The 16,133-nt window shown below is 64.6% G+C and carries 14 protein-coding genes; 7 read left to right on the plus strand and 7 right to left on the minus strand.

The genetic code is table 11. The annotated features are described in order from the left end of the window. Positions 1–21: 21 nt before the first annotated feature. From C450_RS01420 to aspS, 4 genes are all read left to right on the plus strand, one after another. A complete protein-coding gene (locus C450_RS01420; RefSeq protein WP_005039102.1) occupies positions 22–762 on the plus strand; it encodes a phosphoglycerol geranylgeranyltransferase in 741 nt (246 codons plus the stop codon). Between the two features lie 62 nt (positions 763–824). Next, positions 825–1,106, plus strand: a complete 282-nt coding sequence (locus tag C450_RS01425) for an amphi-Trp domain-containing protein (RefSeq protein WP_005039104.1) — start codon at positions 825–827, stop codon at positions 1,104–1,106. Between the two features lie 21 nt (positions 1,107–1,127). Continuing rightward, entirely contained in the window at positions 1,128–1,970 is an 843-nt protein-coding gene (locus C450_RS01430) for a hypothetical protein (RefSeq protein ID WP_005039107.1), read from the plus strand. A 25-nt stretch (positions 1,971–1,995) separates the two neighbouring features. Then, the gene (gene aspS / locus C450_RS01435) at positions 1,996–3,294 is read left to right on the plus strand and encodes an aspartate--tRNA(Asn) ligase (RefSeq protein WP_005039110.1); all 1,299 of its coding nucleotides are present in this window, start codon (positions 1,996–1,998) and stop codon (positions 3,292–3,294) included. A 133-nt stretch (positions 3,295–3,427) separates the two neighbouring features. Here aspS and C450_RS01440 read toward each other — a convergent pair whose 3' ends face one another. After that, positions 3,428–5,674, minus strand: a complete 2,247-nt coding sequence (locus C450_RS01440) for a DUF4350 domain-containing protein (RefSeq protein WP_005039112.1) — start codon at positions 5,672–5,674, stop codon at positions 3,428–3,430. A 201-nt stretch (positions 5,675–5,875) separates the two neighbouring features. On the opposite strand from C450_RS01440, the gene C450_RS01445 reads away from it, so the two are divergent. Further along, on the plus strand, positions 5,876–7,396 hold the full coding sequence (locus C450_RS01445) for an aldehyde dehydrogenase family protein (RefSeq protein WP_005039114.1): 1,521 nt from the start codon (positions 5,876–5,878) through the stop codon (positions 7,394–7,396). 188 nt (positions 7,397–7,584) lie between these two features. Further along, positions 7,585–8,076 (plus strand): hypothetical protein, encoded by a 492-nt coding sequence (locus C450_RS01450; protein ID WP_005039118.1) that lies wholly within the window; start codon positions 7,585–7,587, stop codon positions 8,074–8,076. A 238-nt stretch (positions 8,077–8,314) separates the two neighbouring features. Here the strand turns inward: C450_RS01450 and C450_RS01455 are convergent, their stop codons facing one another. Then, positions 8,315–8,743, minus strand: coding sequence for a hypothetical protein (locus tag C450_RS01455; RefSeq protein WP_005039120.1), 429 nt, complete (start codon positions 8,741–8,743; stop codon positions 8,315–8,317). Between the two features lie 169 nt (positions 8,744–8,912). Between C450_RS01455 and C450_RS01460 the strand changes: the two genes are divergently transcribed. Further along, a complete protein-coding gene (locus tag C450_RS01460) occupies positions 8,913–11,363 on the plus strand; it encodes a DUF2298 domain-containing protein (RefSeq protein WP_005039122.1) in 2,451 nt (816 codons plus the stop codon). 39 nt (positions 11,364–11,402) lie between these two features. On the opposite strand, the gene C450_RS01465 is transcribed toward C450_RS01460, so the two are convergent. The 5 genes from C450_RS01465 to C450_RS01485 form a co-directional block, all read right to left on the minus strand. Beyond that, positions 11,403–12,158, minus strand: a complete 756-nt coding sequence (locus C450_RS01465) for an ABC transporter permease (RefSeq protein ID WP_005039124.1) — start codon at positions 12,156–12,158, stop codon at positions 11,403–11,405. Then, positions 12,158–13,057 carry an ABC transporter ATP-binding protein gene (locus C450_RS01470; RefSeq protein WP_005039126.1) on the minus strand — a complete coding sequence of 300 codons (900 nt, stop codon included), beginning with the start codon at positions 13,055–13,057 and terminating at the stop codon, positions 12,158–12,160. Before C450_RS01470 ends, C450_RS01465 begins: the two co-directional genes overlap by 1 nt. Further along, positions 13,054–13,914: an ABC transporter permease gene (locus C450_RS01475; protein WP_049909789.1), complete on the minus strand. Its 861-nt coding sequence runs from the start codon at positions 13,912–13,914 to the stop codon at positions 13,054–13,056. The genes C450_RS01470 and C450_RS01475 overlap by 4 nt, the downstream gene beginning before the upstream one ends. Continuing rightward, on the minus strand, positions 13,911–14,933 hold the full coding sequence (locus tag C450_RS01480) for an ABC transporter substrate-binding protein (RefSeq protein ID WP_049909790.1): 1,023 nt from the start codon (positions 14,931–14,933) through the stop codon (positions 13,911–13,913). Before C450_RS01480 ends, C450_RS01475 begins: the two co-directional genes overlap by 4 nt. A gap of 379 nt (positions 14,934–15,312) precedes the next feature. Next, entirely contained in the window at positions 15,313–16,095 is a 783-nt protein-coding gene (locus C450_RS01485) for a 4-phosphopantoate--beta-alanine ligase (RefSeq protein ID WP_005039134.1), read from the minus strand. Positions 16,096–16,133 lie beyond the last annotated feature (38 nt).

Here is a 16,133-nt window from a genome sequence, read left to right on the forward strand (position 1 = left end):
CCACACTGGAATTGGGATGGTATGAGTGCCCCGTGGGCGGAGTGGGACCATATCGTGAAGCTGGACCCCGACAAGAGCCTCGTCGACGGCGAGAGCTACGCCGACGTCTGCGAGACGGGGACCGACGCGATCGAGATCGGCGGCACGACCGGGATGACCGAGGCAAAGATGACCGAGGTCATCGAGCCGTGTGCCGCCGCCGGCCGGGAGCACGACGTGCCGGTGTACATCGAGCCGAGCCACCCGGGGACCGTGGTCCACACCGACGGGCTCAGTGGGTATCTGGTTCCGACCGTGTTCAATGCCGGCGATATCGCGTGGCTGACCGGTGTCCACAAGGAGTGGGCCCGGATGGACACCGAGATCGACTGGGACCGCACTCACACCGAGGCGTACATCGTGCTGAACCCCGATTCGTCGGTGGCGGAGTACACCCAGGCGAACTGCGATCTCGACGCCGACGAAGTCGCGGCCTACGCCACGATCGCCGAGCGGCTGTTCGGCCAGGAGATCGTCTACCTCGAGTACTCGGGCACGTTCGGCGATCCCGAAGTCGTGACCGCAGCGAGCGATGCGCTCGACGACGCCACCCTCTTTTATGGTGGCGGAATCGGCGACTACGACACCGCGCACGAGATGGGCGGACGCGCCGACACGGTGATCGTCGGCGATCTCGTCCACGACGAGGGCTGTGATGCCGTCCGCGAGACCGTCCGTGGGGCGAAAGAAGCCGGTCAAGAGCGGATCGAACCCGATCGCTGAGCAGGGTTTCTGAACGCCGAGCGACACAACTATTCATATACGATCGGCGCGTACGGAAGCGTATGCCCGAGGAGGTACTTTTCGAGACCGAGCAGTCGATGGATCGGAGCGAGATCGCCAACTACCTGCGGACGGTGGCGGATCGACTCGACGGCGGCGACGAGATCGGGCTTGAGGCCGGCGACCAGCACGTGACACTCGCCCCGCCGGCCCGGCCGACGTTCGAGGTCAAAGCCGAACGCGAGACCGGCAGCGGCCCGGACGAGTTGAGCGTCGAGTTCGAGATCGAATGGGACGAAGGCGAGTCGGGAGCTGGCGGGGGCGGGAAGCTTTCGATCGAGTGAGCAGGAAAAACGAACAGTCCGATGGTCAAGGAAGCGAGACAGCCGCACGAGCGCCCACCCGAGGAGCGTGAGGAGACCCATCTCCTCGAACAGCGTCGTGCCGAGGGTCGCACCGCCCTCCGAAACGCGGCCGCAAGAATCGCACTGGAGTACGCCACAGCAGTGACGGTCGCACTCGACCCCGAGCGCGTCGAATCACCGTCTCATGCCGGCTTTGAGCACGTTGACAGCGATTCCCGGTCGTGGTCCAACGAACCGTTCGCCGGCGACCCCTATCGCGTGTCGCTCCCTGATGGCCGGACGGCGGCCGAGGCGCTACTCGATAACGACGTCCCATTGAGGGAGTTCGTGGTCCATACCGACGAGTCATGGCTCTATCGAACACACGGGCGGGTGAACGTCTCCGTTGCCGGACCGGACTACGAACGCGACCTGCGAACGCTCGCCGAGGAGCGCGGTGCGGTTCTCGTCCCGCTGGCAACACTCGGACGCTGGACCGACGGGCAGCGATGGTACGAAATTACTGACGGCCATCTCTCCATCTATCCCGATGACATCGCCGGGAAATCGTGGGAAGAGCGCCAGAGATACACGACACACGGGAGTTATCCCATCGCTGGTATCGAGTGCATCCACATAACTGAAAGTGAGATGACCATCGAGCTGTCGTGGGCAGCCATCGAGGACGATTCGCCGTTCATGCGGGCGGTCGGGGCGGTTATCGGAACCATCGGAGCCGCACTTCCCATCCCGGAGGCCCCCACGGAGATGGATTTCGACTCACAGGAGGCGTTCGCAACGGCCGTCGAGACACTTCTGACTGCGACGAATCGTGGTGGTTACGACCGAACCGACGGCGTTTAAGACCGCGGCTCCGAAACTCCGCACCATGCAGGACCGAACCCACACCGCCGCGGCCACACCGGGCGAGTCGGTGACGGTTGCGGGCTGGGCACACGAGATCCGCGACCTCGGCGGGATCGCCTTTCTCATTGTACGGGACCGCACCGGGAAGATCCAGGTCAAATTCGAGAAGGATGCGATGGACGAGGAGCTCGTCGAGGCCGGCACCGACCTCACCCGCGAGAGCGTGGTCGCCGTCACCGGCGATGTCGAAGAAGAAGAGCGCGCACCGACCGGCGTCGAGATCGTTCCCGAAACGGTCGACGTGATCGCGCCCGCCGAGCCCGAACTCCCGCTCGATCCCTCCGAGAAAGTCGGAGCCGAGCTTCCGACGCGGCTCGACAACCGCACGCTCGACCTCCGACGTGGCGAGGCACGCGCGATCTTCGAGATCCGTGCCGAAGTGCTTCGAGCGGCCCGCGAGGCGTTCCGCGATCTCGACTGTACCGAGATCAACACCCCGAAGATCGTCGCCACCGGCACCGAAGGCGGGACCGAACTGTTCCCGATCACCTACTTCGGGCAGGAAGCGTTCATGAACCAGTCGCCGCAGCTGTTCAAACAGCTGATGGTCGGCAGCGGTCTCGAACGCGTCTCCGAGATCGGCCCGATCTTCCGAGCCGAGGAGCACAACACGCCACGCCACCTCAACGAGGCGACCTCGATCGACTTCGAGTCGGCGTTCATCGATCACGAGGAGGCGATGGACGCGTGCGAGCAGGTCGTCCGCGCGGCCTACGAAGGCGTCGCCGAGAACTGCACCGACCAGCTCGACACCCTCGGCTACGACGACTTTTCGGTTCCCGCGGAAGCGTTCCCGCGACTGACCTACGAGGAGGCGATCGAGCGGATCAACGCCACCGGCGAGCTCGACGAGCAGCTGGTGTGGGGCGACGACCTCCCGACCGAGGGCGAGAAGGCGCTCGGCAGCGACGTCGGCGGCCACTACTTCGTGACCGACTGGCCGAGCGAGATCAAACCGTTCTACATCAAGGATCACGACGGACAGGATATTTCGACGGGGTTCGACATGATGGCTCCGAACATGGAGCTCGTCTCGGGCGGCCAGCGTGAGCACCGCTACGACCACCTCGTCGAGGGATTCGAACAGCAGGGGCTCGACCCCGAGGCGTTCGAGTACTACACCAAGATGTTCAAGTACGGGATGCCGCCCCACGCCGGCTGGGCGATCGGTGCCGAGCGTCTCGTCATGACGATGCTTGACCTGCCGAACATCCGGGAGGCGGTGCTGTTCCCGCGAGACCGTCAGCGGCTGAGTCCGTAGCGAGGTCGCGACTGTAAGGAGTGGCCTCGTTTTGCGAGCGGTGAGCGAAGCGAGCCGCGAGCGACGAAGACGTTGGGAGCCAGCGAGGTGAGCGAAGTGCACCTCGCCGGACAGGCAACGCCTGTCGCCGTAACTATGAGTCGTTTCGTCTACCCTTTCGATGACTGCGACCGGAACCAGCCTTCCGGTTTCCGTACTCTGTCTCGTTGGTGTAGGTGTCGAACAGGTTGAATCGGTCCCCGAAGTTCGTCGTGATCGGAACCGATGGATTGCCATTCAGGTTGTTCGTGCCGTCGGTCACCGCACCACCAAGGCGGAGGTCCGAACCGAGAGCTTCGGCGATCGTGTTTAGATTCGTCCGGGCTACTTCGGGGACAGCCCCACCGAGCAGGACGACGGCACCACCGTCTTTCCGGAACGTACGGACAGCATCGAGTTCGGTCTCGGTGTAGGCTTCGGTGGGCGCAGTAATCAGCAGTGCTCGGCCGTTGCCGAGTAGCTCAGCTCCGAAGCCTGTTGCGAGTTGGTTGACCCCTTCGAACGCGATATCGACCCCTTCGAGATACCGCAGATAGTAGGCGGCATCCTCGGCCGAGAGCGCATAGCTCGCGGCGAACTGACCGTGGCCACCGTCGATGAGCACTGGTGCTTCCCCGTACTCGTCAGAAGCGTTCCTCTCCGGCGGTCCAGCACGGTCCGGCGGCCCCGCGTGAGGCGGTGGTCCACCGTTGCCAGGGGTATCGGGTGGCCCAGCATGGAGAGGAGGCCCGCGGCCGGCGGTGGCGGCGGTCCGCGACAGCAAGTGCGTCAGGAAGACGTAGTTGCCGTAGCCATTCGTCTCGACTGGATACCCCTCGGCGATCTCGTAGGCTTCATCGACGAACGGTGATCCGACCATCGCGATCCCGGCGTCATCGTCGACCGCGATGAGCGGTGCGTTCGGCGTCGAGGCAGTGGCCTCGGCACGCACGGGCACACGACCACTCAGATCGCCACTCGCGCTCTCGATGGCGGCTGCCCGCGGGACGAAGAGCTCCTCGACGGGATCGTTCCGAATCGACTCGGCGTTCGCTGGATCGCTCGCGGACCACACGTTTCGGCCGGTCTCTCGGGCGTCGAGTTCAGCGGCGAGGAACTCGTCGTGGCGTGCCAGCCCGGAATCGTACACGCGGGCGTGACCTGCGTCGATCACCCGGTGGTTGTAGAGTGTCTCGCGACTCCCAGAACCATCGGCGTCGTACGTGAGGTAGCCGAGCACGCGCCCGAACTCGTCGCGAGCTGGCTCGTTCGCGTCGAAGCTGAGGTCGACTCGCTGCCCGGGCGATAGTTCACCCCTCGCGAACGCGGTGGCCGCGTTGCCCGCAGCTTCGAGATAGTCGTACGATTCGATTCCTTCCCACTCCTCGGCGCGCTCGGTGCTGGTCGCACTCCCCGTCTCGGGCGTGTCGATACCGAGCACCCGAATGGCCGTCTCCTGACCCCCTTCGAAACGGACATCGACCGTGTCGCCGTCGGTGACTTCGACGACTTCGACGGTGTAGGTCTTCGAGGGATCGAGTTCGAAGCCGAGGCCCTCACGGTCGGCAAAGTAGTCGAACGCGGTGTTGAAGTTCGAGGTCAACGGTACGAAGGGTGCGTAGAGGTTGTTCTCGGGGTCGTACACCTGATCGTCGTTGAACCGGAAGCCCGTGCCGATGGCTTCGGCGATCGCATTGAGGTTCGCCGTCGCGTCGAAGTTATTGAAATCCGACTGATCGAACAGCAGCAGTGTGCCCCCGTTTGCGACGAACGCCACGAGCGCGTCGCGTTCGGCGGCCGAGAAGACCTCCGAAGGCGAGGTGACGATCGCCGCATCGGCTCCTGTGAGGTCGGCAGCGATGTCCGTGGTCGCGGCGATTTCGTACCCGTTCGCTTCGGCGTAGCCGATGAACGCGCTGAATTTCTCGGTGTCGTAGAACTGCCCGTGCCCCTCGTCGAAGACGACGGTCGGGCCGTCAGCCTCGGCATCGAGAACGTTGAGCAGGAACTCCTCGTTACCGTAGTTGAAGTCGGTATCGTCCTGGCCGATCGGCGCACCGAAACCCACGATCCCGTCGTCGCTCGCTACGAGGGGAATCGGTGTTCCATCGGGGTACGAAACGGCGTCACCGTTCCCATCCGCGTCGCCATTGTACGCGGTGGATTCGGCCCAGACTGCGACCAGCGAGTCGTCGGTCAGGGGTCGTTCGTTCCCGTCGAGAAGGCTCGCCGTCGAGTCGAACGCGAGAGGTCGTATCGTCCCGTCGGTTGCCAGCAGTTCCTGGGAGGACGCTGCGCCTGCTCCGGAGAGCGCCGTAGCGCTTGTCGCTCCCAGTGCGGTCAAAAAGGTTCGTCGTCGCATGACAGTCTCGGACCTCTAACAGCGAAATCAAATCATTTTTTATTTTATACTGGCGGGATACAGTGAGAAAATAGAGTGGTGATCGGGTTATCGGGATCCAAGTCGGTAGACAGATCTCGCGTGCGTGACAGACGACGAGGGACGGCCGTGGGAACGACTATCAGAACGGTTTTTCACGCTCCGGCAACTCTTGCGGGACGCATGTCCACCGACGCACGCACGCCGGAGGAGAGCCGCGACGAGATCCGGGAGCGCCACCGCGAGGCGCGCGCGGAGTTGATTCCCGACGAACCCGCACAGCACTACATCGGCGGCGAGTTCGTCGCGAGCGCGTCGGGCGAGACCTTCGAGACGCGCGATCCCACGACGGGCGAAGTGCTCGCCGAGGCCCAGGCCGGCAACAGCGAGGACGTCGATCGGGCTGTCGAGGCGGCGTGGGAGGCCTACGAGACGGAGTGGTCCGAGGCCGACGCCACGAAACGCCAGCGCGTGCTGAACGAGATCGCGGATCGAGTGGAAGACCGACGGAGCGAACTGGCCACAATCGAGAGTCTCGATAACGGCAAACCCATTCGCGAGGCGCGCGCGGACGTCGCCCTCGTCGCCGACCAGTTCCGGTACTTCGCCGGCGCGACCCGAACCCACGGCGGCGACACCGTGCCGTCGAGATCGGGCAAGTCGATCCAGACGATCCGCGAGCCCTACGGCGTGGTCGGCGCGGTCGTGCCGTGGAACTTCCCGCTGCTGATCGCGACGTGGAAGCTCGCGCCCGCGCTCGCGGCCGGGAACACGGTGGTACTCAAACCCGCCGAAGAGACGCCGCTCTCCGTACTCGAACTCGTTCGCGAGATCGACGACGTGGTTCCGGATGGCGTGGTCAATATCGTCACGGGCTACGGCGCTGAGGCGGGCGCACCGCTCACCGGACACGAGGACGTCCGAAAGGTCTCCTTCACGGGCTCGACTGCCGTCGGCAAGGAGGTCATGAAGGCCGCCGCCGAGAACGTCTCGGATGTGACCCTCGAACTCGGCGGGAAGAGCCCCGTCGTGGTGTTCCCCGACGCCGACATCCAGCAGGCGGTCCGCGTGATGATGATCGCGATGTTCTATAACACTGGTGAGTGCTGCACTGCGGGCACCCGGCTGTTCGTCCACGAGGACATCTACGAGGAGTTCATGGACGCCTTTGTGGAGGCTGCTGAGGGACTTCAGATGGGCGACCCACTCTCGAAGGACACGCGACTCGGCCCGAAGGTCTCCGAAGAACAGGTCGAACGCACGCTCTCGTACATCGACCAGGCGCGCGAGGACGGCGCGCGGATCGTGACTGGTGGGTCCCAGCCCGAGAGCGACGCGCTCGCCGACGGCTGTTTCGTCGTCCCCACCGTCATCGACGATATCGATCACGACTCCGACCCCGTCCAGGAGGAGATCTTCGGCCCGGTCGAGGAAGTGTTCGCGTGGTCGGACTACGACGAGATGATGGAGCGCGCCAACGACGTCGACTACGGCCTCGCGGCGGGCGTCATCACGAACGACCTCTCGAAGGCGAACCGGGCGGCTCGGGACATCGAGGCGGGCAACATCTGGGTCAACCAGTACAACGACTTCCCGGCAGGCCAGCCCTTCGGCGGGTACAAGCAGTCGGGAATCGGGCGCGAGCAGGCCGAAGACACCCTCGACCACTACTCCCAGACCAAGACGATCAACATGAACCTCTAAGCGGTTTTATAGGGGTCATCGGAGAGCTCCGTAGTTTTGCGCGAGTCCTCCCCAGCAGTTGTGAGATCCAGCGTGCGAGATACAGGGCGCGTATCTTGCACCAACCCTCTTGCTATTACTGACAGAGGGGGTTCGATAGCCAAAACAACAGATATATTATCTGAAGGAGAGAACCGCCGACACTCGGTATGATAAGCCGGTCATGGTACTTCCCCATCCTCTACGTAATAAGCTACCTCTACTACCTCATCGGAACGTTAGTCATCCCCTCGCTCCAGATGCCGTTGATATTGGTAACGAAAGTGCTTGCCGCCATCACCGGTTTCATCCTCTTGTTTTCCTTCCCGCTGCTCGCTATCTTTCTGTATCGAGACGCGAAAGCCATAATGATCGCTGACCGAGAGTGGGAACCAAAGCCAATACACTACGGAATTCTCGGCCTCGCCCCGATTCTGGCGATGATTCCTGCCATCACCTTCTCGAACATCCCACAGGTCGCCACCACCGATTTCTACGCAGTAGCCGTTCCAGCAACGACCATGCCAGTAAACACGCAGGGCATCATAGCGTTTTGCCTCACGCTGGTTCCCTTAGCTGTCTGTGTGTGGTATCTCTACCGACGCCGGCAACGAGTAGGACTTACGTCGACTCTTGGACCCACCGTCGAATTACAATCGTAAGGACCGCCGAACGCCTACGAGAGCTTTAGTTCATGTCTTGCAGGCTCGATAACCTCATGGTATGAGATTGCGACAGAGACCAGATGCGAGATAGATCCTCTGTATCTCGCACGCCGATTTCAACAGGTAGTCATTCCGCAAAAGCACAACGTGTGATGACTTCGGCCAATCCCCATCGCAGCCGTGGTGATCGTGCACCGTTGACGGAAGCCGTCGTCTCCTTCGAGAGGGCAGACGATCACTCCATACCGCGCTCCGCCGCTCCCGCCCGTATCTCCGCGGCGCGTTCGCGAACCCACGATGTGTAGCGCTCGACTTTGCTGGGCTTCACGCCGTAGAACGACGCGACCCAGTTGACGTCCGTCTCGGGTTGGGTGAGGAGATACGCGGCGAGCGTGTCACGACCGGCCTGGATGATTGCCGGTGGGACGCCCCGCACACCCGTTCCTTCCTCCTGGAACCCGTTCACGTCGAAGTAGACGGCGGCGTACAACTCCGCGAGGTCGGGATCGTCGAAGGTGATCCCGTCGTGGTGTGGCGCTTCGAACCGATAGCGCGGCCCCTCGCCGGTCGCCGAAACGTGTTCCGTGATTCGCACGCCGAGGACGTACTCCCTGAACGACGATTCGCCCCGTTCGACGCCGGATGCGTCATCGGACTGTGCCATGCTGGACGAACCATCCTACGAGTCGGGCTTAAGTCGTTGTAATTGCGCTATATACCCCTCGGGACGGGTTGGGAACGCTACCAGCCGGGTTGGTGTTCCGATCCCGTTCGAGCGGTGTCGGCCCGGCAAGCAAAAGCGTATTACGGGCTTGCGGTTACCGTTCGGACGGATGGAGTACGGCCTCGTCGTGGTGTGGTGGGTGGCTGTCGTCGGGCTCGCGCTGTTCGGCCTGCCGGTCGCCGCGTGGCTTTGCTCGACGCTGCCAGGCCGCGGCGCAGGGTTCTCGCTCGGCATCGCGTTGACGATCGTGACGCTCGTCGCGTTCTGGGTCGGCCACCTCGCGCTTGGGTGGGTGGCTCTCGGGGCTGGCCTCGTGGCGCTCGCGGTCGCGGCGGTGCTCGCGGTACGAGCAGGCGTCGCCATCGACCGCCGGGCGGCTACCGAGGCGCTCGTGGTGTTCACCGTCGTTTACCTCGGTGTTCTCGTCGTGCGGTCGGTCGAGCCGGGAATCACGCCCGGCGGCGAGAAGTTCCTCGATTTCGGATTGGTGGCCTCGCTGTACCGTGCCCCGCAGCTACCGCCGGAGGACTTCTGGTTTGCGGGGGAGTCGTTGATCTACTACTACGGCGGTCACTTCCTCGCGTCGCTGTTGACCCGACTCACGGGCACTCATCCGTGGTTCGGATTCAATCTCTCGATGGCGGTGTTTTTCGGGACGCTCGCGGCTGGAGCGTACGAACTCGCGGGCTCGATCGCGGCCAGCCGATCCGGCGACGATTCGATCGGCTCACAGTCTGCCTCACACGGGTCGGCCGGTCCGGATTCGGCCATCACTGCCGACTCGGTCACTACCGCCGACTCGGCCGTCGACTCGCGCTCGACCGGCGGTCGTGTCACGACCGGACTGTATGATCGCCGTGAGCGCGTCATCGCCGGTGTCACGGCAGTCTTTTTCACGGTCTGTGCGAGCAACCCCTCGACTGCGATCCGGTTGCTGGTGCGGCGGCTTCCGGCGGCGATCCGCGACGAGGCCGCGACGGCGTTCGCGGCGGCCCACTCACAGCTCGTGACCGAGTGGGTCCTCGAACCGATCCCCCAGGGGTACAACTACAAGGTCGCCAGTCGGATCATTCCTCTGACGTACGACCCGTTTCCGCTGTTCGGGATCGTGCGGGGCGACATCCGGCCCTACCTCCTGAGTACGCCCTTTCTGCTCGTCGTGGCGGGACTCTGCTACGCCTACTACCGCACGCCCGCGACCGCGGTCCGCCGTCGTCGCGCGGTGGTCTTCGGTGCGATTCCCATCGTCGGCGGGTTCATGGCCGTCGTCAACACGTGGAGTTTCCCGACGGTCCTCGGCCTGCTGTGGCTCTCGCTGACGTTTGCCGATGCGGAACTGCGCTCGCTGCTCCCGGCGATCACGGCCACGGCTGTCGATCGGTTCGTCGGCAACCCAGGGTCCGACACGTCTCGCAGCATGGTGCGCGGCACGCTCGCCCGGACGATCGGGGCGACGGGGATCACGGTCGGTGCGGGGGTCATCGGGGTGCTCGTCGCGCTCCCCTTCCTCCTCGGGCCGGTGGGGTCGCGCCCGAGCACGCCCATCGTCGTCCTCGAAGCCGCCGCACGCAGTTCGCTCGGGTCGTTGCTGCTCGTCCACGGGGCGTTCCTCGCGGTGCTCGTCGCCACCTCGTTCGCGTGGCTCCGCGGCCGCGTGGCGACGTCGGTCGTGACCGCCGGTCTGCTCGCCTTTCTCGTCCTCGTCGCGGTCGCTCCGGCGCCGCTCGCGCCGTTCGCGCTGTTCGGCCCGCTGCTCGCCGTGGGCTGGTACGCCCTCGCCACCGATCGCGATGTCGGCTACGAGGGCGTGCTCGTGGTCGCCGGCCTCGGGCTCGTGCTTTTCGCCGAACTCGTGTACGTCAGGGAGGGCGGTGGCAGCCGGTTCAACACCGTCGTCAAGACCTACATGCCGACGTGGATCCTCTGGGCGAGCGCGACCGGGGTCCTTCTCCCGCGGCTCGTCCGTGGGCGGGGCGAGTGGTCGTGGAGCCGTCGCCGCCAGCAAGTCGGTGCCGTGCTCGCCGCGCTGCTCGTGATCTCGACTGCGGTCTACGGCGGGGTTGCACTCAAGGGCCACTTCGACGATCCCGACACCGGCGGCTCGACGCTCGATGGCCTCGCCGCGGCCGAGGAGAACATTCCTAATCAGGTCGCCGCCATCCGCTGGCTCGACGACCGTTCCGGCCGGCCGACGATCGTCGCCGCACCCGGTATCGCGGTCTACGACTGGAGCGCCAGTCCGGCGTCGAGCCTCACGGGCTTCCCGACGATCGCCGGTGTCTCCCACGAGATCCAGTACCGCAGCCGGGAGGCGTACGTCGATCGCGTCCGAGCAGTCAACACCGTCTACCTCGGCTCGGACGGCTGGCGAGCCGAACTGCTCTCTCGGCACGACGTGGAGTACGTGTACGTCGGGCCGGCCGAACGCGATCGCTACGGTGATATCCGGCCGTTCGATGGGCTTCCCGGCGTCACAGTCGCGTTCAGTGCCGACGACGTGACGATCTACGCCGTGAACGGGAGTCGCCTGCCCGAGAGCGACCGGAACGTCTCGGGGTGAGTACCGGTGTTCGATGTGAACACGATCCGGTGGACGATGTCACGCCGCCGCGGACTGGAGCCACGGCAACTGTCGGGCACCGAGCCACCGGATCAGCGTCGAGGAGGCGTACCCCAGTAGGCCGACCGCGACCATCCCGACGACGACGTTCGGGTACTCACCGGCGGTGAAGGCGTTCCAGATGAAGTAGCCGAGACCGGTGCTCGACAGCAGTTCCGCGGCAACCAGGCTGACCCACGCCAACCCCATCGCGTTGACGAGTCCCGTGTAGATCGAGGGGAGCGCACCGGGCAAAACGACGTGACGCAGGGTCTGTGACGAGGAGGCCCCGAGCGAGCTGGCCGCCTGTGAGAACTCCTCCTCGACGCCCTGAACCCCTTCGATCGTGTTGAGGAGGATCGGGAAGAAGGCGGCGAGGAAGATGATAAAGCGGACGATGTTCGCGGGGTTGATCAGGATGATCGTCAGCGCCGGGAACCACGCGATCGGCGGGATCGGGCGGAGCACTTCGAGCGACGGAAAGACGAGGTCCTCGACGACCGCGCTTCGCCCGATCAACAGCCCCAGCGGGATTGCGACCACCGCGGCGATCACGAAGGAGAGATACACTCGAAACGTGCTCAACAGGACCTCCTCCCAGAACGACGCTCCGGTCGCCGCGTCGACGAACGCCACCACTACCTCCGGTGGCGTGGGAAGACTCGGTACTGCGCCGACGATCATGGTCGCGACGATCCAGACCGCGAGCAGCGCCAGCAGCGACACCGACTGCTCGGCGCGCCGGACGTACTCCATCAGGCCCGTCCCTCCGCTTGCTCCATCGCGCGTTCGGCCTCGTCGTGGATGCTCTCGCTGGCGCGGCGCTGGAGTTCGTTGAAACGGTCGGTGGTGACCATGTCGGTGTCACGCGGCCGATCGAGATCCACGTCGATGACGTCCTTCACTTGCCCTGGGCGGGCGGTCATCACGACCACCCGATCCGCGAGCAGAATTGCCTCCTCCACGTCGTGGGTGATGAAGAGCACGGTTCTATCGTCGTCCTCCCAGACGTCGAGCAGCTTCTCCTGCATCAGCTCCTTGGTCATCGCGTCGAGCCCGCTGAACGGTTCGTCCATCAGCATGATGTCGGGGTCGTTCGCGAGCAGTCTGGCGAGCTCGGCGCGCTGTTGCATCCCGCCGGAGAGCTCGTGTGGATAGGAATCCTCGAACCCCTCCAACCCCATCTGATCGAACAGCCTGTCGATCCGGCTCTGGTCGACCGCGTCGCGCATCTGGGGACCGAACCGGACGTTCTCGGTGATCGTCTTCCAGGGGAACAGTCGGTTCTCTTGGAAGACCACTCCCCGGGTGGGGTCGGGCCCGTCGACGGAATCTCCGTTGACCAGCACCTCGCCCTCGGTGGGGTCGAGATAGCCCGCGATACACTCCATCACGGTGGATTTCCCGCAGCCCGAGGGGCCGAGCACGGTCACGAACTCCTCGGCCTCGATATGGAGATCCATCGAGTCGACGGCCGTCAACTCGCCGCTGTCGGTGCCGTACACCTTGGTCATGTCTTTGATATTGACGGTGCCGGTCCCGCTCGACTCCGTCCACGACCGGAACTCCTTGTCGGTCGCGTCGGCATCGTTGGTCGCGTCGGTGTGTTGTTCGTCCGTGGCGGTACGAGCGTTGGTGGGGTCACGTTCACTCATGATCGTTCCTCCGTCGTGGACCACGACATCAGCCAGTGGCCGAGACGCTCGACCAGCAGCGACGACGCATAGCCGAGCGCGCCGACGGCGAGCATGCCGATGACGACGATCTGGTTCTGCAACAATCGCGATCCTTGCATGATGATGTAACCGAGTCCGGGACCACCGGTGAGCAGCTCCGCGGCGACGACCGTGATCCAGCCCAACCCGACACCGAGCGAGAGCCCGGTGATGATCGACGGCAGCGTCGCCGGCAGCACCACGTGGCGGAAAACATCTCCCGAGGATGCACCGAGGCTCTCCGCCGCCCGGCGGTACTCGGTCTCGATGTTCCGTGCGCCCTCGATGGTGTTCGTGAATATCGGGAAGAACGCCCCGACGAACACGACGAACAGCGCGGGCAGCGGCACCGAAACCGATCCCAGCGCGAGCGTCGGGAAGACGATGATGGCGATCGGGAGCCACGCGATCGGCGGGATCGGCCGAAACGCCTCGAGTGCGGGGTACAGCAGGTTTTCCCACCGCTGGCTCGTGCCCACGACCAGCCCGACCGGGATCGCGAACACGGCCGCGAACCCGACGCCGATCGCTACCCGTGCCGCCGAGTAGACGGCGTGGAGATAGATGGTGTCGCCACCCTCGGTCAGGGGTTGGCCGGCGAGCGCACCGGCGAACTCCACGAGGGTCGTCACGGGGCTGGCGAAGTGATCGAAGTTGAGCACACCGAACCGGTAGCACAGCCACCAGACCGCGACGAACCCCACGAGCGAGAGGAGCTTCCGGAACCCCCTTGTCGGCGATGGAAGGCTCTCCGCGAACCGGTCGCCGATCCGTTCGGTCATCGACTGCGTACTCATCGTGACCCTCCGGACGCGTTGCCGATCGCCGAGCCGTTCGTCGCGGTGGAGCTGTTGCCGGCCGATCGCGGCGCCCACTCCACCGCGTCGTCGAGTTCGGCTGCTGCCTCGTTGAGTAGCTCCGGCTTGTACCGATCGTCGGACGGCGGCGCTTCGAGCGCCCCCTGGCGGGTGAGAAAGGCCGGTGCGGTCTCCTTCATCAACCGACCCGGCTCCTCCGTTTGCTCGTAGTCGGTCGCGTACCGCAGCCGTTGGACGTCCTCGCCGATCGGTGGGTCCTTGTAGACGCCCCAACGAAGCGTCGGTCGGTTGAAATATCGGAGGTCTTGTTCTTGGGCAACCAGGTCGAGGGTCCGCTCGTGGTCGGTGGCGAGCACCCGGGTCGCTTCGAGCTCGGCCTTCAGGATCCCTTTCGCCGCCTCTCGGTGGTTCTCGATCAGGTCGTCGGTCATCGGGATCCCGCCGGCGTCGATCACGTTGTACTCCGCACCGGTCGAGACGTATCGGGTGAGATTGTCCTGGAAGACCGATTTCGCGATCGAGGGTTCCCAGCCGACTCCCGCGGCGATTCGGCCCTCTCGGAGATTGGCGAGAATGGTCGAGATACCGGTATCCTCAACGGTCACATCGATACTTTCCTCCTCGAGCACCCGGAGAAGATACCGGTGAGAACACGCCCCGACCGTGACGCCGACCGTCTCACCGTCGATGTCGGTGGTCCGTTCGATATCGGAGCCCTTCGGGACGACCAGAAGGTTACACTGCTGGCCCCGTGACCAGTTCGCGAGCCCGACGAGGCTAGCCGGGGTTTCGTTCTGGGCGATGGTCGTCAGCGCCGGCATGTCGCCCATCCAGCCCGCCTGGTTCTTGCCGACGCTGATTCGGTTGCCGATGACCGCCCCCTGAAGCGCCGACTGCCAGTTCAGTGAGTATCCTTCGGGGAGGTACTTCTGTGGGATGTCGCTGTGTTTCATGACGAGCGCCTCCCATGCGTGGGCGGAGAACGGCTGGTAACCCATCGTCAGTGTCTGCCCGGTGCCGGACGCGGCACCGAGACACCCGGTTAACGCGCCGGTTCCCGCAATGGCCGACGCTTGGAGGAATCGTCGGCGCGACGAACTTGTCGTCTCGTCTTTCGATAATGGATTATCGTTCACTTTTGTCACCGTTCGACCATCGGTTGGTTGGCGCACGCTCCGATACGAACCGCGACCGACGTTCACGCGAGACCGTAAAATCGACGACGCGGCCAGTCTCGCTCGCATCGAGTGCAAGATGTCGGTAGTACGTAGTGTGGCTGTTTCGGGCCTAACCCTGTCGCCTGCGAATGAAAGTCTCCTCAGCTCGTTCCCGCAGCTCACCGGTCTCGCGGCGAGATTGGCGACGTTCGTCCCGCAGTCAGTCGGTCGTACTCGACCGGATCGTCCGCTCGGCCGCGTCGAGCGCCGCCTCGCGATCGAACTCCTCGACGACGGTTTCGAGCTCCTCTCGTGAGTCGTCGCGCAGCTCGCGGGCGTACTCCGCGATCAGTGGGAGTGCACGCACGAGGTTGTCGACGATCGGGACGTCCGCGACCTGAGGCGAGCGCGAGAGCGGGTTGAGATCGATCACGATCTCGGTTTTGCCCATCGCGTCGAGCGCTGCCGCCCGGTCGCCGTCCTCCAGCGGAACGAGCACGACGTCGGCGGCGTGGATACCGTCGGCGTCGACCGTCGCGCGAGCGTGATCTAGCCCTGGAATCTGCGCGTCGGCCGCGAGCCCCAGCACCTCGCTCGCACCGTGCTCGCGGAGGTGCTCGGCGATCGCTGCCATCCGTTCCTCGGTGCGATTGAAGAGGTTCACCTCGATGTCTGCGTCCGTCGCTTGTGCGAGGTCGACCACCGCATCGGGACACAGCGCCGCGACGTTGCCGTTCACGGAGATCACGGGGTGGTCGGCGAGCAGGAACTGCGCGGCGGCGGCGCGGGCGGCCGCGTCGGCACTTTCGATGGTGCGCTCGCCGAGTAGGTAGTCGTACGCCTCGCCGCGCCCCTGAGCGATGAGTCCCTGACGCGACGTGATGCCTTTCTCGACACCGTCCTCGATCCGATGACGCGCAAGCAGCGACTCGTGGCGGGGGTGTGACTCCGGGATCGCCGTCTCGTCGTCCGGATCGACGGGAATCTGCGGCTCCTCGCTCATACGACCGTTCGGCCGGTGAGCGACAAAAACACCCCGTG

This window comes from Halococcus salifodinae DSM 8989 (genome assembly GCF_000336935.1).
In the GTDB taxonomy this organism is placed as follows: Archaea; Halobacteriota; Halobacteria; order Halobacteriales; family Halococcaceae; genus Halococcus; species Halococcus salifodinae.